This window comes from Streptomyces sp. NPDC002785 (genome assembly GCF_040295565.1).
In the GTDB taxonomy this organism is placed as follows: Bacteria; Actinomycetota; Actinomycetes; order Streptomycetales; family Streptomycetaceae; genus Streptomyces.
The window spans coordinates 110,026-131,729 of record NZ_JBEOVN010000002.1 but is presented as its reverse complement, the minus strand read 5'-3'; the positions used below and the strand labels follow the sequence as shown (position 1 = coordinate 131,729).

Annotated in this window: 19 protein-coding genes and 1 CRISPR repeat array; of the genes, 9 read left to right on the top strand and 10 right to left on the bottom strand. The window is 70.3% G+C overall.

Going from position 1 to position 21,704, the window contains the following annotated elements; genetic code table 11:
- Positions 1–2: 2 nt before the first annotated feature.
- Positions 3–884 carry a Sco1979 family transcriptional regulator gene (locus ABTZ94_RS01410; RefSeq protein WP_351196335.1) on the bottom strand — a complete coding sequence of 294 codons (882 nt, stop codon included), beginning with the start codon at positions 882–884 and terminating at the stop codon, positions 3–5.
- A 326-nt stretch (positions 885–1,210) separates the two neighbouring features.
- Here ABTZ94_RS01410 and ABTZ94_RS01405 point away from each other — a divergent pair, with 326 nt between their 5' ends.
- Positions 1,211–1,711: an ATP-binding protein gene (locus ABTZ94_RS01405; protein ID WP_351196313.1), complete on the top strand. Its 501-nt coding sequence runs from the start codon at positions 1,211–1,213 to the stop codon at positions 1,709–1,711.
- 60 nt (positions 1,712–1,771) lie between these two features.
- Here the strand turns inward: ABTZ94_RS01405 and ABTZ94_RS01400 are convergent, their stop codons facing one another.
- From ABTZ94_RS01400 to ABTZ94_RS01390, 3 genes are all read right to left on the bottom strand, one after another.
- Entirely contained in the window at positions 1,772–2,014 is a 243-nt protein-coding gene (locus tag ABTZ94_RS01400) for a DUF397 domain-containing protein (RefSeq protein WP_037690973.1), read from the bottom strand.
- A 271-nt stretch (positions 2,015–2,285) separates the two neighbouring features.
- Positions 2,286–4,442 carry an FUSC family protein gene (locus ABTZ94_RS01395; protein ID WP_351196311.1) on the bottom strand — a complete coding sequence of 719 codons (2,157 nt, stop codon included), beginning with the start codon at positions 4,440–4,442 and terminating at the stop codon, positions 2,286–2,288.
- 67 nt (positions 4,443–4,509) lie between these two features.
- A complete protein-coding gene (locus ABTZ94_RS01390; RefSeq protein WP_351196309.1) occupies positions 4,510–5,700 on the bottom strand; it encodes a DUF2786 domain-containing protein in 1,191 nt (396 codons plus the stop codon).
- A 139-nt stretch (positions 5,701–5,839) separates the two neighbouring features.
- A CRISPR array of direct repeats spans positions 5,840–6,182; the repeat unit is 29 nt; unit sequence GGGACCATCCCCGCGTGCGCGGGGAGCAG.
- Between the two features lie 345 nt (positions 6,183–6,527).
- Here ABTZ94_RS01390 and ABTZ94_RS01385 point away from each other — a divergent pair.
- The 4 genes from ABTZ94_RS01385 to ABTZ94_RS01370 all read left to right on the top strand — a co-directional run bounded on the left by ABTZ94_RS01385 (position 6,528) and on the right by ABTZ94_RS01370 (position 12,408).
- Positions 6,528–7,574 (top strand): DUF1259 domain-containing protein, encoded by a 1,047-nt coding sequence (locus ABTZ94_RS01385; RefSeq protein WP_351196307.1) that lies wholly within the window; start codon positions 6,528–6,530, stop codon positions 7,572–7,574.
- Positions 7,575–7,810: 236 nt separating this feature from the next.
- Positions 7,811–9,016, top strand: a complete 1,206-nt coding sequence (locus ABTZ94_RS01380; RefSeq protein ID WP_351196305.1) for a cytochrome P450 — start codon at positions 7,811–7,813, stop codon at positions 9,014–9,016.
- Between the two features lie 467 nt (positions 9,017–9,483).
- Complete coding sequence (locus ABTZ94_RS01375; RefSeq protein ID WP_351196303.1) at positions 9,484–10,539, top strand: type III polyketide synthase; 1,056 nt, start codon at positions 9,484–9,486, stop codon at positions 10,537–10,539.
- Between the two features lie 174 nt (positions 10,540–10,713).
- Complete coding sequence (locus ABTZ94_RS01370) at positions 10,714–12,408, top strand: bifunctional 3'-5' exonuclease/DNA polymerase (protein ID WP_351196301.1); 1,695 nt, start codon at positions 10,714–10,716, stop codon at positions 12,406–12,408.
- Positions 12,409–12,423: 15 nt separating this feature from the next.
- Here the strand turns inward: ABTZ94_RS01370 and ABTZ94_RS01365 are convergent, their stop codons facing one another.
- The 6 genes from ABTZ94_RS01365 to ABTZ94_RS01340 all read right to left on the bottom strand — a co-directional run bounded on the left by ABTZ94_RS01365 (position 12,424) and on the right by ABTZ94_RS01340 (position 16,219).
- Positions 12,424–12,672, bottom strand: a complete 249-nt coding sequence (locus ABTZ94_RS01365) for a hypothetical protein (protein ID WP_351196299.1) — start codon at positions 12,670–12,672, stop codon at positions 12,424–12,426.
- 331 nt (positions 12,673–13,003) lie between these two features.
- Positions 13,004–13,066 carry a hypothetical protein gene (locus tag ABTZ94_RS01360; RefSeq protein ID WP_502967159.1) on the bottom strand — a complete coding sequence of 21 codons (63 nt, stop codon included), beginning with the start codon at positions 13,064–13,066 and terminating at the stop codon, positions 13,004–13,006.
- 103 nt (positions 13,067–13,169) lie between these two features.
- Positions 13,170–13,871, bottom strand: a complete 702-nt coding sequence (locus ABTZ94_RS01355) for a response regulator transcription factor (RefSeq protein WP_351196297.1) — start codon at positions 13,869–13,871, stop codon at positions 13,170–13,172.
- Positions 13,872–14,109: 238 nt separating this feature from the next.
- On the bottom strand, positions 14,110–14,697 hold the full coding sequence (locus ABTZ94_RS01350; RefSeq protein WP_351196295.1) for a BLIP family protein: 588 nt from the start codon (positions 14,695–14,697) through the stop codon (positions 14,110–14,112).
- A 103-nt stretch (positions 14,698–14,800) separates the two neighbouring features.
- Positions 14,801–15,679, bottom strand: a complete 879-nt coding sequence (locus ABTZ94_RS01345; RefSeq protein ID WP_351196294.1) for an MBL fold metallo-hydrolase — start codon at positions 15,677–15,679, stop codon at positions 14,801–14,803.
- Positions 15,680–15,925: 246 nt separating this feature from the next.
- The gene (locus ABTZ94_RS01340; RefSeq protein WP_351196292.1) at positions 15,926–16,219 is read right to left on the bottom strand and encodes a BTAD domain-containing putative transcriptional regulator; all 294 of its coding nucleotides are present in this window, start codon (positions 16,217–16,219) and stop codon (positions 15,926–15,928) included.
- Positions 16,220–16,263: 44 nt separating this feature from the next.
- On the opposite strand from ABTZ94_RS01340, the gene ABTZ94_RS01335 reads away from it, so the two are divergent.
- From ABTZ94_RS01335 to cs1, 4 genes are all read left to right on the top strand, one after another.
- On the top strand, positions 16,264–17,985 hold the full coding sequence (locus ABTZ94_RS01335; RefSeq protein ID WP_351196290.1) for a thiamine pyrophosphate-binding protein: 1,722 nt from the start codon (positions 16,264–16,266) through the stop codon (positions 17,983–17,985).
- Between the two features lie 2 nt (positions 17,986–17,987).
- Positions 17,988–19,520, top strand: coding sequence for an asparagine synthase-related protein (locus ABTZ94_RS01330; RefSeq protein ID WP_351196288.1), 1,533 nt, complete (start codon positions 17,988–17,990; stop codon positions 19,518–19,520).
- A gap of 63 nt (positions 19,521–19,583) precedes the next feature.
- Positions 19,584–20,525 (top strand): agmatinase, encoded by a 942-nt coding sequence (speB, locus tag ABTZ94_RS01325; protein WP_351196286.1) that lies wholly within the window; start codon positions 19,584–19,586, stop codon positions 20,523–20,525.
- A 15-nt stretch (positions 20,526–20,540) separates the two neighbouring features.
- Positions 20,541–21,518, top strand: a complete 978-nt coding sequence (gene cs1, locus ABTZ94_RS01320; protein WP_351196285.1) for a clavaminate synthase Cs1 — start codon at positions 20,541–20,543, stop codon at positions 21,516–21,518.
- Positions 21,519–21,704 lie beyond the last annotated feature (186 nt).

Sequence of the window (21,704 nt, the reverse complement as noted above, 5' to 3'; positions counted from 1 at the left end):
AATCAGGTGAGTTGGAGTAGACCACGGAGCAGATCGCGGCTCTCCTCGGGACCGGGGCTGTCCTCGTGCAATCGCGCCATGGCCTTTTCGTACTGAGCGACTTCTTCGGCCTTGTCCAGATAGAGCGCACTTGTCAGCTGCTCCAAATAGACAATGTCCGACAGATCGGATTCCGGGAATCGAAGCATCGTAAAGGAACCGCTCTCCCCCGCATGCCCGCCAAAACTGAAGGGCATCACTTGAAGAGTGATGTTGGGCTGCTCCGACATTTCGATCAGATGCCGCAATTGTCCACGCATCACTTCACGGTCGCCGTACGGCCGGCGTAGCGCCGCCTCGTCCAGTACGGCGTGGAAACGGGGCGCGTGTTCGGAGACGAGGGCCTTCTGGCGCTCCAGCCGCAGGGCCACCCGGCGGTCGACCTCGGCGGCCGGAGCGTCGCCCATGCCCCGGGTGACGACCGCGTGCGCGTAGGACTCGGTCTGCAACAGGCCGTGGACGAACTGGACTTCGTACACCCGGATGAGCGATGCCGCCCCCTCCAGACCGATGTACGTCTGGAACCACCCGGGCAGTACATCTCCGTAACTGTGCCACCAGCCCGTCACATTGGCCTCACGGGCCAAGCCGAGCAGAGCGTCGCGCTCCGCCTCGTCCGTGACACCGTAGAGCGTGAGCAGGTCTTCGACATCCCTGGCCTTGAAGCTCACCCGTCCCAACTCCATGCGGCTGATCTTCGATTCGGAAGCCCGGATGGAGTAGCCGGCCGCCTCGCGGGTGATCCCGCGCGAGTCGCGCAGCCGCCTGAGCTGCGAGCCCAGCAGAATGCGCCGCACCACAGATCCACTCGACTCGCCTGCCGCCACTGGTCCGGCCCTCCCCATCGCTTCCTGGACACCGGGGCTCCCCCAGAACCCCAAGTGCCGGATTCTGCCACCAAAACGCTTCAGCCCGTACTCGTTCGATTACGGAGATGAGAAGACTCCCGTAAAGCTACGAAAATACACGCAGGAAGAAATGACCAAGAACCGGCACGGGGTCGGACAGGCCAGGCGCGTGCACGTGCATCTGCCCTTGCATCTGCCGTGCGCATTCGGAACGATGGTCCTCGCGCACCTGCGTGCTCGTTCGTGTTGTGCCGTTGTACCCCGCAGTACCGATACAGCCGCGAATCCCGGGAGTGCCTCGCATGGGGACGAATGGATCGACGATGCTCGAGCCGTTACGGCAGGGGCTTCCCCCCATCGATCCCTCAGACGCCTCCGGATCGGCCATCTGCACTCTGCCCGCCTGCTACGAAGCCGTCGGCGGGGCACGGCAGTTCACCAGGACGACGCTGAACGGCTGGGGACTGGACGAGCGCTTCGACGACGTCGCGCTGGTCGTCTCCGAACTCGTGACCAACGCCCTGCGGCACGCCCTGCCCGCGGACACCGCACCGGAGTCTCAGGAACCGCCCGTACGGCTGCACTTGATGCACTGGAGCTCGCGCCTGGTGTGCGCCGTGCGCGACCCCAGTCAGGAGAGCCCCATGGCCTCCGAGGCTCCCGACTCTGCGGAGTCGGGTCGCGGCCTCTTCCTGGTGGAGTCCTTCAGCGACTCCTGGGGCTGGCACCCCTCCCCCGTCATGGGAGCGGAAAACCCGAACACCGCGGCAATTCCGCGCGGCAAGGTGGTCTGGGCACTGTTCCGGCTGTCCGACGACATGTAACCCGCGCGGCGGCCGTGCGAGCTGCCGGCGGGTGGTCGGACACCGCCCCGCGGGACGCGGTCAGCCGCCCGCTATGAGGTGGTCGAACTCCCCGTCCTTCACCCCGAGCAGCAGCGCCTCTATCTCGGCCGGCGTATAGACCAGGGCCGGCCCGTCGGGGTGGCGTGAATTCCGCATCGCCACATCCCCGTCGGGCAGTTTCGCGAACTCCACGCAAGATCCCTGGGAGTTGCTGTGTCTGCTCTTCTGCCAGACGACTCCGCGAAGCTCTGTGGCCGCCATGCCGTTGTACACGTGGTGCACAGGACGCTCCCCGAGTTGCAAGGTGCAAGTGTCAACTTTCTCGGATCATAGCTCTGTTCAATTATCCCTGCATGGGCAGATGCATGAGCGGATGCACGTGCACGCGGGGTATTCCCGTGATTACAGCTCTGGACACAGAGACAGACGTACGGGACACCTGTTTGGCTCCGCCCAACCCCGAGTTGGGCGACCCGGCCCGGGAGGTAACGCCGCGACCTCCCGTCGGTCCGCCGGACCTGCCAGCCCCCTGACGGCCGGACGCACCGTCCCCTCAATCGGCTTGATCCGAGGGCGGTTTCGGCTTCGCCTTCCCGTCCAGACCCCGGGAGAACTCCTCCAGGGCTTCGAGGAGGAGGCCTGCCCCGTTCCGTACGAACGGGTCCACCTCCGCCGCTTCGCCCGTCCATTGCTGCGCATCCCACCGCGCCAGCGCCTCACGCACCTGCGCCCAGTCCGGTACGCGCCGCTCCCGCACCTCCTTCGCGCCCTGTTCGGTGGCCCGGCGCAGCGCTTCGGCCAGGCGCGCGGCGGCCGGTACGGGGGTGGCGCCGCCGCATGGGAGGTGGGCCTCCAGCAGCATCGCGACCCGGCCGAGCTGGGCGAGGGCGTGCTGGGTTTCGTCGGCGGAGGCGCGGGAGAGGCCGCGGTTGCGTACCGGTTCGTGCTGGGCGGTGGCCAGCGCCTCCTGCCAGGCGACGCGGGCCTCGCGGGTGTCGAGCAGGGCGGAACGGACGTCGTCGTGGCCGCGCTCGGCCGGTTCGGCGTACTGGTCGACGACCGAGGCGGCGTACCGCCCGTCCGCCTTCAGCCAGTCGCCGAGCCTGCCGCGAAGCCTCGGCGTCTCCCAGGCCGGGTAGGCGGCGTACGAGATCATCGCGAGGAGGCCGCCGACGAGGGTGAGGACGACCCGTTCGAGTACGGTCTGCGACCAGTTGTTGCCCGCCATGCCGAGCAGGAAGACGACGTAGGCGGAGACGCACGCCTGGCCGACCACGTACCCGGTGCGCATCAGCAGATACATCAGCAGGGCACAGAGCACGGAGAGCATCGCGGCCAGAGTCACACCGGGGTGAGTGATCTCGACGATCGCGGTGGCGAGCGAGACACCGACGATCGTGCCGCCGAAGCGGGCCACGGAACGTCCGTACGTCTGGGAGAACTCCGGCCGCATCACCATCACGGCCGCCATGGGCGCCCAGTAGCCGTGACCGAACGGCAGCGCGGCGCCGATGAGATAGCCGACGGCGACGACGACGGAGACCCGGACGGCGTGCCGCAGGATCGGTGAACCGGGGCGCAGTTCGGCCCGCATCGCCCGCACGACGACGGGGACCAGCCGCAGGAGGGTGGGGCGGCGGCGGTGCGGGGCGGCGGGCGTCTCCTCCCCGGCGGCCTTGATGGTCTCGGCGGCTTCCTCGGCCTCGGCCTGCTCCTCCTTCGTCCCCTCGCCCTCGGCCGTCTCGATGACATCGGAGAGCAGCGCGCCGAGCCGTTCGGCGGCGCGGCGGGGCGGGCCGGTGAGGAGCGTGCCGGTGTCGGGGGTCCTCAGCGCGGCGACGGCGGACGGGGAGAGCTTCACCGGGTCGCCGTGGCGGATCGCACGGGCCGCCGAGTCGAGCACGGATCCGGCGGCGGCGAGGAGCTCGCGGACCCGGTCCCGCTCCGGCCCCTCGGACGGGACGCCCATCGCCGGGTCCGCGAGCGAGGCGAGCACCGGTCTGATCCGTTCGGCGACACCGCGGGAGCCACGCAGCTCGGGCGGCCGGCGGCGGGCCTGCCACGGGGTGACGGCGGCCGCGCTGCGGGCCTTCATCAGCGGCACCGGGTCGAAGGCGGCGAGCGGGTCCTGGCGCAGCCGCCGGGCGTAGTCGGCCTCGGCGGCCAGGGCATCGGCGAGGGCGTCACGCTGGGCGCCCCATCTCCGTACCGGGAACAGGACGATCAGCGCCGCCTGCACCACACCGCCGAACAGCATCATCACGGCATGCACGGCCGAGTTCGCGACAGAGGTGGGCAGGGTGACCGTCACCAGCATGATCGCCACGTTGGACGACGCGATGATGCCGCCCGTCGGTCCCGCCGCCCAGGCCAGGCCCGCGAGAAACGTCCAGAGCACCAGCAGGGCCAGGAACAGCGGCGTGCGGGAGCCGGTGAGATAGCCGAGGAACGTCGACATGGCGAGGCTCGCCCCGGAGACCAGGGCGAGGACGGGCCGGGGCCGCCAGCTGCGCTGGAACGACGCGATGGCCGCCTGGAACACACCGAACGCGGAACTCGCGGCGACGACGGGCCCGAAGAACGCGAGGCTGATCCCGATGACGAGGGCGAGCCCGGCCGCACCACGGATCGCGATGAGCGGTTCGAGACGCCGCCGCTCGATCGTCAGCCCCGAGCGGGCGGTCTCCTTCAGCGCCCAGAGCCAGCTCATGCCCAGAGCCTAGCCGGAATATCCTATAAGCCCGAGTTGCCGGAATGTTTAGGGATTTCCGAGGTTTCTACCGTTTCCCACGCCTGCCGTGGATCTCCGGCCCGCGCCCGCCCATCCTCGCCCGGTCCGCGGCGGCCGTTCCATGCGTCCATCCGTCGAGGTCCGTGGCGCCCCGGACGCGCGTGGTCGTGGTCTTGGGGAACATCCGCTCGGCGGTGTCCGTGACAGCCATGTCGCGGGCGGCGAGGACCGGGAGCAGATGAGGTGCCGCCACCCCTGCGGCTTCGGATTCGGTCTCGGCTTCGGCGGCCGCGGTGACGCGGGCGGTGTCGGCGACCAGCCGGCTGCCCAGGCGCTGGGCGTACGCCATCAGGAAGGACTGCCGGAACGTCTTTGTCCGCTTGCGTCCGCCGGCCCGCTGGCCCGCCTCCGCCTTCGTCATCGCCACCATGCCCTGGACCAGCAGGGAGGTGTACAGCAGCTCCACGGCCTCCAGGTCCGGCTCGAAGCCGACCAGCGTGGAGAAGCCGAGGTCGCTGTTCCACACCGCTCGGCAGCGGTTCGCGGAGGCGACCGCGTCGAGCAGGATCGCCTTCGCCGTCTCGTACGGGGCATCGACCCCGATCCGGCACGCCCCCGGCGCCTCCTTGCTGTGGGTACGGGCGGCGAGCAGGGCCTCGTCGATGGAGTGCCGGGCCATCAGCTCCTGCGCCTTGGTGGTGAGCGCCTCCGCCTCCTCGGGGAAGCCGGTCGCCTCCGCCTTGGCGAGCAGGGCGCGGATCCGGGTCAGCATCCGGGGTTCGTCGTGCGCGGGCGGCAGGTGCAGCCCGTGCGGGGAGGTGCCGGGCGGCGGTCCGACCGGTTCGATGGCGGGGAGCCTGAGCAGTAGCCGGTACAGACTGAGGAGGGCAAGGGCGTAGGAGAACCGGTCGGGCCGGTTCCGGGGCGGCGCGGCGGGGAGCCCGTCCAGCTGGGACCGCCAGCGCGGCGGCAGCTGCCCGTACCGTCCGGTCTCCGATGCGATCAGCCCGGCGGCGAGGCCGACCGCGGTCTCGTCCCGTTCGCGGCGGACGGTACGTACGACATCGGCGGGCTGCCAGCCGCGCTCCCAGGCGCGGCGGACGAACTCCTCGCCGCGCCGGAACAGTTCCGCGTCGGCCGTCGGATCGGCGGCCAGGAGGGAGGCTCCGGCGTCGAGACCGGCGTCGCCGTCCGAGTAGAGGGCTGCCGCGAATGCCTGGTCGATCACCGGTTCCATGAGGTCAGGGTAGGCAAGGCGCCGGGCGGGCGGGACGCCGGACGGGTCCGGCCCGCGCCCGTCCCGGCAGGTCGGGAGACCCGCCCGCACCGCCGTCCACACCCTGTGGATAACCGACGGGATAAGGGCTGCATCATCCGGGACCATCCCCGCGTGCGCGGGGAGCAGATCCAGCCGCTGTTGCCGCTGATCACTCAGCTCGCCCAGCTGGGACCATCCCCGCGTGCGCGGGGAGCAGCCAACGCAACCGCGGTCGCCACCACCGCCTCGGGGACCATCCCCGCGTGCGCGGGGAGCAGCGGTCGCGGGCCGCTTTGTACGCGGTCCAGACGGGACCATCCCCGCGTGCGCGGGGAGCAGACGTCAGGCCACGGGTCCTTGCCGTCCCCGAGGGGACCATCCCCGCGTGCGCGGGGAGCAGCGCCCGTGCCAGTACCGAGTGCGCTCGTCCGCGGGACCATCCCCGCGTGCGCGGGGAGCAGAGTTCCTGACCTGCGGGTTTAGGCGGCGGGCTGGCTGTTTTTACTTACTTCCTTGAATCGCGACATTGGGGACAAAGAACTCCTTCTGACGCACCAGCACAGTCACACAACCAGGCCGCGCGAAAACCGGGCGCGCGGACGCGGGCAGCGTGCGACATGGAGACTACTCGGCCGCCACGGCTGCCGTCGGCCCCTGGCGGAGATCGCCAACACAGGGCCAGCTCTCGGGAGACGCGTGACCCGTCAGGACTATTGGTCCATCCGGCCCGATCTTCTAACGAAGCATCCGCTTTCATTCTTTTATCCAAGTTTCGCGTGTTTTCATCTCGCCATGGAGGCGATCACGTGAAGACCGATGCCAGGACCGGAGACCGACAGCAGAACCCGAATGCGCGGGCGTTCACATCGCGGCGACGGATGCTGGCGGCAGCAGCGCTCGCGCCGGCGCTGACCGCCGCAGTAGCGACCACCGCCACCGCGTGCACCCGGCCCACCGGCCCCGACAAACCCGCCGGACCCGCCGGGCCGGGGCACGGCGGGCGGGTCTCGCCGGTGCCCACCGGGCAGGCGGACTGGGCGGGCGTGGCGAAGGCGCTGGGCCGCGCGGGCAACATGCTGCGCGGCACGATCTACCACACGGGCTTCCCCCGGCGGGATCTTCTGGTGATCTCCGAGGGCGTCGTCGTCACCCCGGGACTCGCGCTCGGCACGCATGTGGCCTTCGTCCGCTACGCCGACGGCAGCACGATGCTGATGGGCGACGTGGTGGTCACCGAGAACGAACTGCAGCGGGTGACCGACGCCTGGCAGGCACACGGAATCGAACAGACCGCGCTCCACAAGCACCTGCTCGCCCAGAGCCCCGACATCTGGTGGACCCACGTCCACGCGCACGGCCACGACCCCGTGGCCCTGGCCCGCGGCCTGCGCGCCGGACTCGACCGCACCGGGACACCGCCCGCCCGGCCGCCCCGGCCGTCGGCTCCGGTCGACTTGGACACCGCTGGGATGGAGGCGGTGCTCGGCACGACAGGAACCGTCGAGGACGGGCTCTACAAGGTCCTCTTCGTCCGCCGCGAGACGATCGCGGACGGCCACCTGATCCTGCCGCCCGGCCTGGGCTCGACCAGCGCGTTCAACTTCCAGCCGCTCGGCGGCGGCCGGGCCGCACTCAGCGGCGACTGTGCCATGCTCGCCGACGAGGTCCCGGCCGTGCTGAAGGCCCTGCGGCACGGCGGGATCAAACTCGTCGAGCTGCACAACCACCACCTCGCTGAGGACCCCCGCCTGTTCTTCACCCACTTCTGGGCCGTGGGCGACGGTGTCGCCCTCGCCCGTGCGGTACGTCCCGCCCTGGACGCGACCAACGTCGCACCGGCCCCGACCGGCTGAGACGTCCCCCGTACCTGAACCACCCGGGTCCGTCATATCCGCCGGTCCAGCGAACCCGGACCCCCCGGCCGTGGGATCCGTTCCACATATGGGCCAATCCATGGACCAATCGGACCCGGGCGGCGCGTGTCCGAGCGGGGGACCGGGCACCCATGTCCCGTCCAGCCAGCCCTCACCTTCCTCGAACCACCCATCTCCTTGAACCACCCGTCAGTCTTCTCCCTCTGGAGCTCCGCATGGAACCAGCCGCCGGCGCACGGTACTGCCCGTTCGACTACGCCGAGGCCCTCGAATTCGACCCGGTGCTCAGGCACTTGATGACCGAAGAACCCGTCTCCCGCATCCGACTGCCGCACGGCGACGGCGAGGCATGGCTCGTCACCGGCTACGACGACGTGCGCACGGTGACCACCGACCGGCGCTTCAGCAGGAGCGCCATCATCGGCCGGAACTTCCCCCGCATGACCCCTGAGCCGATCGTTCAGGACGAAGCGATCAACGTGATGGACCCGCCGGGCAGCAGCCGCCTGCGCAGCCTGATCTCGAAGGGCTTCGCGCCTCGTCACATGGAGCGCATGAAGGTGCGCACCCAGCATGTCGTGGACGAGCTGCTGGACCGGATGGAGGAGCACGGCGCCCCCGCCGATCTCTTCGAGCATCTGGCGGCCCCACTGCCCCTGACCACCATCTGCGAGGTCCTCGACATTCCCGGGGCCGACCACGCACAGCTGCGCGCCCACGCCCGGACCATGATGGACACGACCGTCGAGAACCGGGACGCCGCGGTGCAGTCCAAGGCCGCTCTCCGCGCCTACTTCCAGAAGTTGACGGCGCAGCGGCGCGAGAACCCGGGCGACGACCTGATCAGCGCGCTGGCCACGGCTCGCGACGGGGACGAGATCCTCAACGACCAGGAACTGACCGTGATGGCCATGGTCCTGCTCATCACCGGCCAGGACACCACCACGTACGAGCTCGGCAACATCTCCTACACGCTGCTCACCAGGCCAAACGAGCTGGCCATGCTGCGCGAACGCCCCGACATGCTCCCGCAGGCCCTTGAGGAGCTGCTGCGCTTCATCCCCTTCCGCAAGGGGGTCGGCATCCCCCGTGTCGCCACCGAGGACGTGGAACTGAGCGGGGTGATGATCCGGGCGGGGGACATCGTGCATGTCTCCTATCTGACGGCCAACCGCGACCCCCGGAAGTTCGACCGGCCCGACGAGTTGGACCTGGAGCGGCAGGGCACGTCCCATATGACCTTCGGCTGGGGTGGCCACCATTGTCTTGGCGCCCCGCTCGCCGCCACGGAGCTGGAGGTCGCCATCGGAACGCTGCTCAAGCGCTTCCCCGCGCTGAAACTGGCGACGCCCGCCGAGAAGGTGCGCTGGAACAAGACCTCGATCTGGCGCTATCCCCTCGCACTGCCTGTCACCTGGTGACAGGGGCGGTTCGGCAACGCGCCGGGCTCTCTGTGCACGGACAGTGACTTTCATTGATGACGCGTCGCACCAGGGCGCCCGGCAACCCGGAACAATTCCGGGGCGCCGGGCGTCCTGCTGCGCGCTGTGCGCGCTGTGCGCCGACTCGACGTGCGGCTCTGATCCGCCTGCCGTAACGTGATCCCGACGGCCACCCACCCAAGCCGTGGCGGATCAGCATCCGCCCACAAATGGCTAGTGCCCCTCCCGGCAAGCTTTGCCCTGTCACGGCACTAGAACTCAGTCTTCGACGGTCGGCCCGTCCGCGCCCGTATCAGGGGTACCGAACCCGGCGCAGGAATCCACCGAAGCTCTGTTCCGCGCGGCACCGCGCGTGCGGAGCCGCGGTGAGCACTCCCGCGTCGGCGGACACCCCGTAGCCGTTCCGGGCCCGGCGGTGCGGACCAAAGTCCGCTAGGAGGCGTTCCATGGCGGTTCTCTGCAAGCCGGCAATCGAGGTTCCCGAGTACGTCATCACCAACGAGGAAACCCTGGAGCTGGCCCAACGGTTGCACGGCGACCATCCGCAGATCGACCTGGTCCTTCGTCTGATCGAACATACCGGGGTGCAGAAACGGCACCTGATCCAACCGATCGAGAGGGTGCTGCAGCACCCGGGCTTCGACGCCCGCAGCATCACCTACGAGCAACAGACCAAGGCCCGGGTGCCGGCAGTGGTACGCCGGGCACTCGACCAGGCCGAACTGGAGCCGCGGCAGATCGACTTGATCGTCTACGTCTCCTGCACCGGTTTCATGATGCCTCCGCCGACCGCATGGCTCATCGGCGAGATGGGCTTCCGGCCGGAGACACGGCAGCTGCCGATCGCCCAACTCGGCTGTGCGGCGGGCGGCGCAGCCGTCAACCGGGCCCATGACTTCTGCACGGCGTACCCCGACGCCAATGCGCTGATCGTCGCCTGCGAGTTCTGCTCGCTGTGCTACCAGCCCACAGATCTGGGTGTCGGATCGCTGCTGTCCAACGGTCTGTTCGGCGACGGCATAGCCGCCGTCGTGGTCCGCGGCAACGGTGGCACCGGGGTCCGCCTGGAACGCAACGGCTCGTACATCATTCCGGACACCGAGGACTGGATCTCCTACGCGGTCCGGTCCACCGGATTCCACTTCCAGCTCGACAAGCGTGTGCCCGGAACCATGGAGCCCCTCGCCCCGGCCCTGAACGCCGTCGCGGAGGAGCACCAGTGGAACGCCGGCAAGATGGACTTCTACATCATCCACGCGGGCGGCCCGCGCATCCTGGACGACCTGAGCCGCTTCCTCGACGTGCCGCCGGAAGCGTTCCGCTTCAGCCGCGCCACGCTCACCGAGTACGGCAACATAGCCAGCGCGGTGGTGCTCGACGCCCTTGGCCGCATGTTCGACGAGGCTTCGGCGCTTGACGGCCACCGCGGCCTGATGGCCGGCTTCGGCCCCGGCATCACCGCCGAGATCTCCCTGGGCACCTGGACGACGGACTCCGCTTGAGACCGACCCGGCGCGTGGGGGGGGTGGGACACGGAGCGGGGCTGGGTGCGTGCAGCTGCAAGGCTGAGGACAGAGGCGTGGCGAAGCCGTGGAGATCGACGGCAACACGGCGATGTGCGTGCCCGGCCCCGCGCCCCCACCCCCTTGTCAGTGCCGGGTGCCAGACTCGACAGCATGACCGAACGTTGGGCTCTGGCCACCACAGAGACCGGCGGCGCCCTCCTCGCCCCGCTGGACTCCACCGGCCTGCCCACCGCCCCGGCCCTGACCGAACCCGACCTCGTGGAGGCGGTCCGCTCCCGCCCGGACGTCACACGCTGGGTGTGGCGGTCCACCGCCGAGATCTACCCTCGCCTGCTCGCGGCCGGCGTCCCCGTGGCCCGTTGTTACGACATCGAGGTCGCCGAGTCCCTCCTCCTCGCCCACGAGGGCCGTCTCGGCGAACCCCGTTCCGCAGCCGCCGCCCACGCCCGCCTGCGCAACGCCCCCGTACCCCCCGATCCTCCGCCCCGCTCCGCCGAGCCCGGCTCGCAGTCCTCCCTCTTCGAGCCGCAGTCCGGCACGGACCTGCCCTTCGACGACCTGCTCCAGGTGTACGCCGACCAGCTCCGCCGCCACGACGCCACCGCGCACCCGGGCAGGATGCGCCTGCTGACGGCCGCCGAATCGGCCGGCATGCTGGTCGCCGCCGAGATGAACCGGTCCGGCCTCCCCTGGCGCACCGACGTGCACCGGGACGTGCTTCACGAACTGCTCGGCGAGCGTTACGCGGGCGGCGGCGAGCCCCGCAGGCTGGCCGAGCTGGCCGACGAGGTGTCGGCCGCCTTCGGCAGACGGGTCCGCCCCGACCTCCCCGCCGACGTGGTGAAGGCGTTCGCACAGGCCGGCATCAAGGTGAAGTCCACCCGGCGCTGGGAGCTGGAGGAGCTGGACCATCCGGCGGTGGAACCCCTCATCCAGTACAAGAAGCTGTACCGGATCTGGACGGCGCACGGCTGGAGCTGGCTCCAGGACTGGGTGCGCGACGGCCGCTTCCGCCCGGAGTACCAGCCGGGCGGCACGGTCAGCGGCCGCTGGACGACCAACGGCGGAGGGGCGCTGCAGATCCCCAAGGTGATACGGCAGGCGGTCGTCGCCGACGAGGGCTGGCGCCTCGTCGTCGCGGACGCCGACCAGATGGAGCCCAGAGTGCTGGCTGCGATCTCCCGTGATCGCGGTCTGATGGAGGTGGCGGGCCATGACGGCGACCTCTATACGTCGCTGTCGGACCGGGCCTTCCACGGCGACCGGGACCACGCCAAGATCGCCCTGCTGGGCGCGATCTACGGCCAGACCTCGGGCGACGGCCTGAAGAACCTGGCAGCTCTGCGCCGGAGATTTCCGCTGGCCGTGGCTTATGTCGACGATGCGGCGAAGGCGGGCGAGGAAGGCCGTCTCGTACGGACGTGGCTGGGCCGGACCAGTCCCCCCGCGGCCGGGAGCGGGGAGGACGAAGAGGCCGGCATCCCGCAGGAGAGCGCGGAACAGCCCTCTGCCGACGGCGAGTTCACCCCTGGTTACGCATCGTCGAACGCCCGCGCGCGGGGCCGCTTCACCCGTAACTTCGTGGTGCAGGGCAGCGCCGCGGACTGGGCGCTGCTGCTCCTGGCCGCCCTGCGCCAGTCGCTCGGCTCAGCCGGTCTCCGGGCCGAGCTGGTGTTCTTCCAGCATGACGAGGTGATCGTGCACTGCCCTCAGGAGGAGGCCGAGGCGGTCGTGGAGGCCATCCGGGAGGCCGGTGATCTGGCCGGGCGGACCGCTTTCGGCGAGACACCGGTGCGTTTCCCGTTCACGACGGCGGTGGTGGAGCGCTACTCGGACGCGAAGTAGCCCGCCAACTGCGGATCACCCACCGGAGCCGGGCGTACTGGGCTCTCCGGGCCCTTCGCTTTCCCGCTGTTCACCCGTATCCGGCCCCGGAGCAGGCCCCGGAGCAGGTCGCGCGCGCGATCCATCCCCGAACCCGGCCAGCCCATGGTCGTAGTGCGCGGGACGCAGATGCTGATGCCGGTGCCGGGCATTGAGCAGATGAATGACGAACGCCGCGATCGCGATCATCGCGAGGACGACCACGACGGTGACCAGAGTGTCCATGCGGTACCGGCCCCCTTCGATGCGCAGGCCGACAAAGGCGGCTCACCGGGAGCCGTACACATCCAGGCTACTCCGCAGACCAGCACCCGCCCGCCGGACGGCGGCCCCACCGCGGTCGGCCCCGGAAGGGCCCGGACCGGAACGCTCCGGCCCGGGCCGAGCGCGGCGCGTGCCCCGCGAGGGAACCAGGGAGGGCGCACCGGCCACGGACCGGGCCATGTCGGCCCTGATCCTCGCTCAGGTCGCGGTCGATGCCCGCTCCCCCGCGTCGGCGGGCGCACGCGCCCTGGCCGCTGCCGCCGGTGGCCCGGCCGCGCGCGGCATCCGCCCGTCAGAAGCGGTCGAAGAGATGTGGCAGCTCCTCGGGGCGTATCCCCTTGCCGGTGTCCCGCACCTCGATGACGGCATGTTCGTCGTCTTGACCGAGGCGAGCGGCACCTTCGCCTCGGGGAAGCGCAGCCGGGGGCGGGGGTCGACCAGAACCGGGGGCTGCCTGCTCACCGCGCGTCACCGGAGCGCTCCGCGAGCCGATAGCCCCGCCCGTACACGGTCTCCACCCGCGGAGCGCCGCCCCGGGGCTTTGCCAACTTCCGCCGCAGGTTCATCACATGGGCATCGACGGTGCGCTCCATGACGTTCTGGTCGAACCCGAAGACCCGGTCGATGATCTGGCTTCGGGTGAACACACGTCCCGGCTCACCCGCGAGGAGACTGAGAATGGCGAACTCCTTGCCGGTCAGGGCGACTTCGTCCCCGGACACGCGCACCTCGTACCGGTTCAGATCGATCTCCAGGCCGTCGACGCTGATGACGGTGGGCTCGCTGCGCCCGGCGGCCTTCGCCCGCCGCAGCAACGCCCTGACGCGAGTGGTCAGCTCCTTCGGGCTGTACGGCTTCGTCATGTAGTCGTCCGCCCCGAGGTCGAGCCCGAGCAGCATGTCCTCCTCGGTCGTCCGCGCGGTGAGCAGCAGGATCGGCACCTGCGATTCGGCGCGCAGGATGCGGCACACGTCGAGACCGTCGACGTGCGGCATCATCATGTCGAGCACGATGAGGTCCGGACGCGAGACCCTGGCCCGGTCGATCGCGGCGCGCCCGTCGGAGACGACCTGGACCTCGTTCCCCTCCCGCTCCAGGTAGATCCGTATCAGCCGTGCCTGCATCTCGTCGTCCTCGGCGACCAAGATCCGTGCGCTCAAGAGGACTCCTTTGCCTGAGGCCCCAAAGATACCGACGGCCCCGAAGGCACCGCGCTGATCGCCGTCGTGCGGATCACCGCCCGCCCCTGCCGGGAGCCGCTGCTCGCGTGAAGCAGTCGTCGAGGCCGCGGCTCCCCCGGGGTCATGCCCCGAGCGGAAGTGCACGAGCAGGCGCGGGAGAACAAGAACCCCTGGACCACTCGGCGGCCGGGGTCCCCTCCGATTCGACGGCTGGGCGTCAGGACAGCGCTCGCTGGTACTTCTCGGTCACCTTGCCGTCGGTGATGTAGAACGACGCGTTCGGCGGGAACAGGCCCTTCGCGGCGGTGCAGTAGTAGTTCACTTCGCGACCGGTCGTCGCAGGCCAGTTGGGGTACCGCTCGCCCGCCGGCACGCACGAGTCCTGGGACACGATCGACCAGAGCTGTGCCTCGGTCATGCCGAGCTGCACCGTGTTGTACTTCGCCAGCGTCATGGACGGCGTCTTCGGCGTGAACAGGAACTCATGCCGCTTGCTGTACAGCTTGCCGTCCGCGTTGAACGAGAAGTCGCCGTACGGCGCGTAGTCGCTCGACGTGGTGAAACAGAGGATGCTGGACTTACCGTCGTCCTCACACCAGCCCGCCGCGTCTCCGGGCTTGGTCTGCCCGCCGCCGAGCATCCCCCAGACCTCGGCCTTCGGCATGCCGAACGGGACCGCGCTGTACTTCTCGGCCGTGAAGCTGAACCCCTCGTCCGCCCGCACGTCGGCAGCCGCGCCGAGGACCGCCGCACCGGCCGCGGCCAACGCGACCACAGAACGCCACGCCTTCACCATCTGATACATAGCCTCTCCTTCTGTCCCATCGGGACGCACGGCCATGCTCACCGGTGGCGCTCTCCGGGGCGTCTCGGAACGCTCCGCACCTGTCGGGCGGCACTACGGCAGATCAGGAGAGCGCGGTGGTGAGGGCCACGGGCCGCAGGTGCCGGGGAGCGAGGACGCGTGAGCCGGACGCGGCCGCCCTGGACAGTTCCTCGGCCGCCGAGGGCGGGACCGAGGCCGCCGGAGCACCGGAGCCCTCGAAGAGGGGGGTGGCCAGGCCGTCGTGATGGGTGGGGATGAGCAGCGGCGGGTTCCCCACGGCGCCCAGAAGTCGCGCGACGTAACGGTGGACCGCCGAGTACGAACTCATGGGGACCAGCACGACGTCCGGCCGGATCCCGGCCAGCTCGCGCTCCACGAAGTTGCTCGCGCCCATGAGCAGGATGGACGGCCCTCCCTCGACGGACACCTGGTAGGCGAGGGTGTCGCCCTCGACGAGGTCGCCGAGCACGGTCGGCCGCCGCGGTGCCGCCGGCCTCCGGCCCGGTGCGAAGTAGCCGTGGTCGGCCAGTTGGCTGTGCAGGCTGCGGAAGACCTCCACCGTGTACCCGTCGAATTGCAGGTACTCGCCGCCCTTGACCTGGATGACGTCGTCCATCCGCGCCTGCGGTGTCCCCATGGCCGTGAGCAGATACCGGACCGTCTCGTCGCAGACGGTCCGGATCCGGGCCTTCTTCCAGGCCGGACGGCCCACGAGCTGCGGCACGTCCGCCACGTGGTCGAAGTGGCCGTGGCTGACCAGAACGAGTTCAGGAGGGCCGGCGAGATGGCCCGCGGCCACGCGCTCCACCACGGCCCGGTCGAGCCGCAGGGGAAGCAGCGGGTCGAGCCGTCCCGCCCGGTCCGTGCACGGCATGCGGCTCAGGTACGGGTCGAAGAGGATGCTGCGGTCGCCGTCGATGACGATCTCCCAGCCGGCGACGCCGAGCCAGCGCAGCTGCACGGGGGTGGTGTACGGACCTCCGCGCCCGGCCAACGGCCTCGCGGCCAGGGCTCCGGGCCCGGCCGCCGCACCCGATGCCGCCAGGAATCCTTTGAGAACCGTACGTCGCCCGGTCAATGTTCCACCCACCCGCACTTGCCGCAACCACCTTGAGTGACGGCAACCCTACGGTACGTGTCAGGGTCGGGCGGCACTTTTTAGTCAACGGCCCACCGGCGTGACAACCGCCCGCCCCGTCGGTCACGCTCAGCGCATCTCGGGGGGACCCACCTGCAGCAGCCGTTCGTCCTGGCGCAGGATGGCCTGCATCACCTTCGTCATCCGTGCGCCCGGGGTGACGCCGGTCTGCTCCCGCAGGATCTTCTTCGCCCGGTGGCGGACCTGGATCGCGTCGGCCTGGCGGCCCTCGGCGCAGCAGGCCTGCCCGGCGGCTTCGGTACGCGCGCAAAAAGCAGTTTCCGGCCGTCGTCGCTCTCCGTCCCCTCTCCGCCCAATCCCCCGATATGTCCGGGAGAGGGCGCGGAGAGTGCGCCCGGTCACTGTGGCCGAGGAACGTCCAACGCTGCCCGAGTCAGGAGACACCCATGTCCCGTGTATCGACCGGCCCCAGCAACAAGCCCACGGCCGCCCATGCCCTGTTGTCCCGGCTGCGCGACCACGGTGTGGAAAAAGTGTTCGGCGTAGTCGGCCGAGAAGCCGCGTCGATTCTCTTCGACGAGGTCGAGGGGATCGACTTCGTCCTCACGCGGCACGAGTTCACCGCCGGCGTCGCCGCAGACGTCCTCGCACGCATCACCGGCCGCCCCCAGGCATGCTGGGCCACCCTGGGTCCCGGCATGACCAACCTCTCCACCGGCATCGCCACGTCCGTGCTGGACCGCTCCCCGGTCATCGCGCTGGCGGCGCAGTCCGAGTCCCACGACATATTCCCCAACGACACCCACCAGTGCCTGGACTCCGTGTCGATCATCGCGCCGATGTCCAAGTACGCCGTGGAGCTCCAGCGCCCCCACGAGATCACGGATCTCGTGGACTCGGCCGTGAGCGCGGCCATGACCGAGCCGGTGGGTCCCTCCTTCATCTCCCTGCCCGTCGACCTGCTCGGCTCCTCCGAAGGCATCGACACCTCGGTGCCGAACCCGCCGGCCCTCACCCCGGCCAAGCCGACCGGTGCGGTCGCCGACGGCTGGCAGGCGGCCGCCGACCGGGCGGCGGAGCTGCTGACGCAGGCCGAGCACCCGGTCCTGGTGGTCGGTGCCGCCGCGATCCGCTCGGGAGCGGTGCCCGCCATCCGCGCGCTGGCCGAGCGACTGAACGTCCCGGTCATCACGACGTACATCGCCAAGGGCGTCCTGCCGCAGGGCCACGAGCTGAACTACGGAGCCGTCACCGGCTACATGGACGGCATCCTCGACTTCCCCGCGCTCGACACCCTGTTCGCGCCCGTGGACCTGGTGCTCACCCTCGGCTACGACTACGCCGAGGACCTGCGGCCGCCCATGTGGCAGCGGGGCATCGACAAGAAGACCGTCCGCGTCTCGCCCACCGCGAACCCGGTCCCGCGTGTGTACCGGCCCACCGTCGACGTCGTCACCGACGTGCTCGCCTTCGTCGAGCACCTGGAGGCGGCGACGGCCTCCCTCGCGGCCAAGGACCGGCACGGCATCGCTCCGCTGCGCGCGCGCATCGCGGAGTTCCTCGCGGACCCGGAGGACTACGAGGACGGCATGCGCGTGCACCAGGTCATCGACTCGATGAACACGGTCATGGCGGAGGCCGCCGGCAGCGGCGAGGGCACGATCGTCTCCGACATCGGCTTCTTCCGGCACTACGGGGTGCTGTTCGCCCGCGCCGACCAGCCGTTCGGCTTCCTCACCTCGGCCGGCTGCTCCAGCTTCGGCTACGGCATCCCCGCCGCGATCGGCGCCCAGCTGGCCCGGCCGGGCCAGCCCACTTTCCTCATCGCCGGCGACGGCGGCTTCCACTCCAACAGCGCCGACCTGGAGACCATCGCCCGGCTGGGCCTGCCGATCGTGACCGTGGTCGTCAACAACGACACCAATGGCCTGATCGAGCTGTACCAGAACATCGGACACCACCGCAGCCACGACCCCGCGGTGAAGTTCACCGGTGTCGACTTCGTCGCCCTGGCCGAGGCCAACGGTGTCGATGCGACCCGGGCGACCGACCGGCAGGAACTGCTGGCCGCGCTGCGCAAGGGTGCCGAGCTCGGCCGCCCCTTCCTGATCGAGGTCCCCATCAGCTACGACTTCCAGCCGGGTGGCTTCGGCGCCCTGAGTATCTGATCATGAAGGCAGCGGACTTCCCGGCTGCCTTCGGGTTCCTGGCCTCCGCCTGTACGGGCGGAGGCGGGATTCCCGACGCGGTCTTCGCGACCCGCGGCAGCCGCACCGACATCGAGGCACCCCTGCGCGACCAGTCCCTGGCCGCGACGCTGGTGCACGTTCCCGATGCCGCCCCCGACGCCGCGCAGGCGCGGGACGAGGACACCTCGGTGATCCTCGCCGGCGAGTTCTACAACCGTGCCGCCCTGTGCTCCGTCCTGCCCGCGGGGGCCGTACCGGACAGCGACGCGCAGTTGCTGCTGCGGCTGCTGGACCGCTACGGACTGCACGCCTTCCGGCTCGTCAACGGGCGCTTCGCGGCCATGGTCGGCACGGGACGCCGCGTACTGCTGGCCACCGACCACGCCGGCTCGGTGCCGCTGTACGTCCGTATGACCCCGGGCGAGGTCAGGGCGTCCACCGAGGCGAAGACGCTGGCCAGGGACGACGCTCCGCGGGGTTTCCCGCTCGCGGGCGCACGGCGGGTGCCGGGCCTGGCGGGCGTCTACCAGGTGCCGGCGGGCACGGTGCTGGACATCGACCTGCAGTCCGGCACGACCGAGCCCCACCGCACCTGGACCCCGCCCCTGGCCCGGCGGATCATGCCGGAGGACGAGGCGGTGGCGGCCGTCCGCGCGGCTCTGGAGCAGGCTGTCGAGGCACGCGTGGCACCGGGCGCCACGCCGTTGGTGGTGCTGTCCGGCGGCATCGACTCCTCCGGCGTCGCGGCCTGCGCACACCGGGCGGCCGGCGGGCTGGAGACGGTGTCCATGGGCACCGACACCTCCGACGAGTTCGCCCAGGCCCGGGTCGTCGTCGACCATCTGCGCAGCCGGCACCGGGAGATCAAGGTGCCCACCGCCGACCTGCTGGCGCAGCTGCCGTACGCCGTGTGGGCGTCCGAATCGGTGGACCCGGACATCATCGAGTACCTGCTGCCGCTCGTGGCGCTCTACCGCGCACTCGACGGCCCGCCGCGCCGGATCCTCACCGGGTACGGCGCGGACATCCCCCTCGCGGGCATGCACCGCGAGGACCGGCTGCCGAACCTGGACAGCGCCGTGGCACACGACATGGCGACCTTCGACGGCCTGAACGAGATGACTCCGGTGCTGTCCACGCTCGCCGGTCACTGGACGACGCACCCCTATTGGGACCGGGACGTGCTCGACCTGCTCGTCCCGCTGGAGGCCGGGCTGAAGCGCCGGCACGGCCGGGACAAGTGGGTGCTGCGCGCCGCGCTGGCCGACATGCTGCCCGAGGAGACCGTGATGCGGCCCAAGCTCGGCGTCCACGAGGGCTCGGGCACCACGTCGTCGTTCTCCCGGCTGCTCGCCGAGCACGGTGTCGCGCAGCAGGCGGTCAGAAAGGCCAAGCATCAGGTGGTCCGCGAGCTGTTCGGCCTCACCGTCGCGGCCGGTCGCCATCCCTCGCAGGTGAGCACCGCGGAGGTGGTGCGGTCCGTGGCCGACCGGTTCGCACAGGGGGCGACATGAGCGCGCACGCCCGCCAGGCTCCGTCCCCGACCGTCGTCGACCTCCAGGAGGGGAGCTGAAAGCGTGGAGCGCATCGACTCGCACGTTTCACCCCGCTACGCACAGATTCCTACGTTCATGCGTCTGCCGCACGACCAGGACCCCCGCGGCTACGACGTCGTGGTCATCGGAGCCCCGTACGACGGGGGCACCAGCTACCGGCCCGGCGCGCGGTTCGGCCCGCGGGCCATCCGCAACGAGTCGGGCCTCATCCACGGTGTCGGCATCGACCGCGGTCCCGGCACCTTCGACCTGATCGACTGTGTCGACGCCGGGGACATGGATCTCACCCCGTTCGACATGAACATCGCGATCGAGACGGCGCAGCGGCATCTGGAGACCCTGCTGGAGGCCAACGCCGCCTTCCTGATGCTCGGCGGCGACCACTCGCTGACCGTGGCGGCCCTGCGCACGGTGGCGGAGAAGCACGGCCCGGTCGCCGTGGTGCACCTGGACGCGCACTCGGACACCAACCCGGCGTTCTACGGCGGCCGTTACCACCACGGCACGCCCTTCCGGCACGGTATCGACGAGAAGCTCATCGACCCCGCCGCGATGGTCCAGATCGGCATCCGCGGCCACAACCCGAAGCCGGACTCGCTCGACTACGCCCGCGGCCACGGCGTACGCGTGGTGACCGCCGACGAGTTCGGGGAGCTGGGCGTGCGCGGAACCGCCGACCTCATCCGTGAGCGGGTGGGCCACCGGCCGGTGTACGTGTCGGTCGACATCGACGTGGTCGATCCCGCCTTCGCCCCCGGCACCGGCACGCCCGCCCCGGGCGGGCTCAGCTCGCGCGAGGTCCTCGCCCTGCTGCGCTGCGTCGGGGACCTCAAGCCGGTCGGCTTCGACGTGATGGAGGTGTCGCCGCTGTACGACCACGGTGGGATCACCTCGGTCCTGGCCACGGAGATCGGAGCGGAACTGCTCTACCAATACGCCCGCGCCCACCACACTCGGATGTGAAGGAAACATCACGTCATGGCTTCTCCGATAGTTGACTGCACCCCGTACCGCGTGCCGCTGCTCGGGCTCGCCGCCGAGCTGCCGGACGTGCCGCGGGCAGACCTGTACGACTTTCTCCAGCAGGCGAAGGAGCTGTCCGACCGGCTGCCGGAGGGACTGGCCACCACCCTCGACACCTTCAACGCCGGGGGCAGCGAGGACGGCTATCTGCTGCTGCGCGGTCTGCCCGTCGACGAGGACGAACTGCCCGCCACGCCCACCTCCACGCCGGCCCCGGTGGACCGCCGGCTGCTGGTGATGGAGGCCATGCTCGCGCTGACCGGGCGGCGCCTCGGTCTGCACACGGGGTACCAGGAGTTGCGCTCGGGCACGGTCTACCACGACGTGTATCCGTCGCCGGGCGCGCACCACCTCTCCTCGGAGACCTCCGAGACCCTGCTGGAGTTCCACACGGAGATGGCGTACCACGTCCTCCAGCCGAACTACGTCATGCTCGCCTGCTCCCGCGCGGACCACGAGCGCCGGGCCGAGACCCTCGTCGGGTCGATCCGCAAGGCGCTGCCGCTGCTCGACGACGAGACGCGGACGCGGCTGTTCGACCGCAAGGTGCCCTGCTGCGTGGACGTGGCCTTCCGCGGCGGTGTCGAGGACCCGGGCGCCATCGCCGACGTCAAGCCGCTGTACGGCGACGCGCAGGACCCGTACCTGGGGTACGACCGCGAGCTGCTGGCGCCCGAGCACCCGAAGGACAAGGAGGCCGTCGCCGTCCTGTCCAAGGCCCTGGACGAGGTGACCGTGGGGGTCAAACTCATCCCCGGCGACGTGCTGATCATCGACAACTTCCGCACGACGCACGCCCGTACGCCGTTCACCCCGCGCTGGGACGGCAAGGACCGCTGGCTGCACCGCGTGTACATCCGCACCGACCGCAACGGCCAGCTCTCCGGCGGTGAGCGCGCGGGCGACGTCGTCGCCTTCTCGCCACGCCGGTAGGCGGCCGCCGTACCGTACGGCCACGCTCCCCTTCACCGGTCCTGGTGAAGGGGAGCGTGGCCTGTCATGCGTGAATATGCTGAATCACGGCCCTGTTTGCCAACAGGCCGACCGGGGACGTCGCCCCGGCCCGGCTATGCCGACCGGCCCCCGGCTATGCGCGCACCCCGCCACGGCACTCGTCCG

Excerpts from the sequence above, each read along its gene's own strand:
- ABTZ94_RS01410 (WP_351196335.1), bottom strand. The coding sequence starts at position 884 with ATGGGGAGGGCCGGACCAGTGGCGGCAGGCGAGTCGAGTGGATCTGTG.
- ABTZ94_RS01405 (WP_351196313.1), top strand. The coding sequence starts at position 1,211 with ATGCTCGAGCCGTTACGGCAGGGGCTTCCCCCCATCGATCCCTCAGAC.
- ABTZ94_RS01395 (WP_351196311.1), bottom strand. The coding sequence starts at position 4,442 with ATGAGCTGGCTCTGGGCGCTGAAGGAGACCGCCCGCTCGGGGCTGACG.
- ABTZ94_RS01390 (WP_351196309.1), bottom strand. The coding sequence starts at position 5,700 with ATGGAACCGGTGATCGACCAGGCATTCGCGGCAGCCCTCTACTCGGAC.
- ABTZ94_RS01380 (WP_351196305.1), top strand. The coding sequence starts at position 7,811 with ATGGAACCAGCCGCCGGCGCACGGTACTGCCCGTTCGACTACGCCGAG.
- ABTZ94_RS01375 (WP_351196303.1), top strand. The coding sequence starts at position 9,484 with ATGGCGGTTCTCTGCAAGCCGGCAATCGAGGTTCCCGAGTACGTCATC.
- ABTZ94_RS01370 (WP_351196301.1), top strand. The coding sequence starts at position 10,714 with ATGACCGAACGTTGGGCTCTGGCCACCACAGAGACCGGCGGCGCCCTC.
- ABTZ94_RS01365 (WP_351196299.1), bottom strand. The coding sequence starts at position 12,672 with ATGGACACTCTGGTCACCGTCGTGGTCGTCCTCGCGATGATCGCGATC.
- ABTZ94_RS01350 (WP_351196295.1), bottom strand. The coding sequence starts at position 14,697 with ATGTATCAGATGGTGAAGGCGTGGCGTTCTGTGGTCGCGTTGGCCGCG.
- ABTZ94_RS01335 (WP_351196290.1), top strand. The coding sequence starts at position 16,264 with ATGTCCCGTGTATCGACCGGCCCCAGCAACAAGCCCACGGCCGCCCAT.
- ABTZ94_RS01330 (WP_351196288.1), top strand. The coding sequence starts at position 17,988 with ATGAAGGCAGCGGACTTCCCGGCTGCCTTCGGGTTCCTGGCCTCCGCC.
- cs1 (WP_351196285.1), top strand. The coding sequence starts at position 20,541 with ATGGCTTCTCCGATAGTTGACTGCACCCCGTACCGCGTGCCGCTGCTC.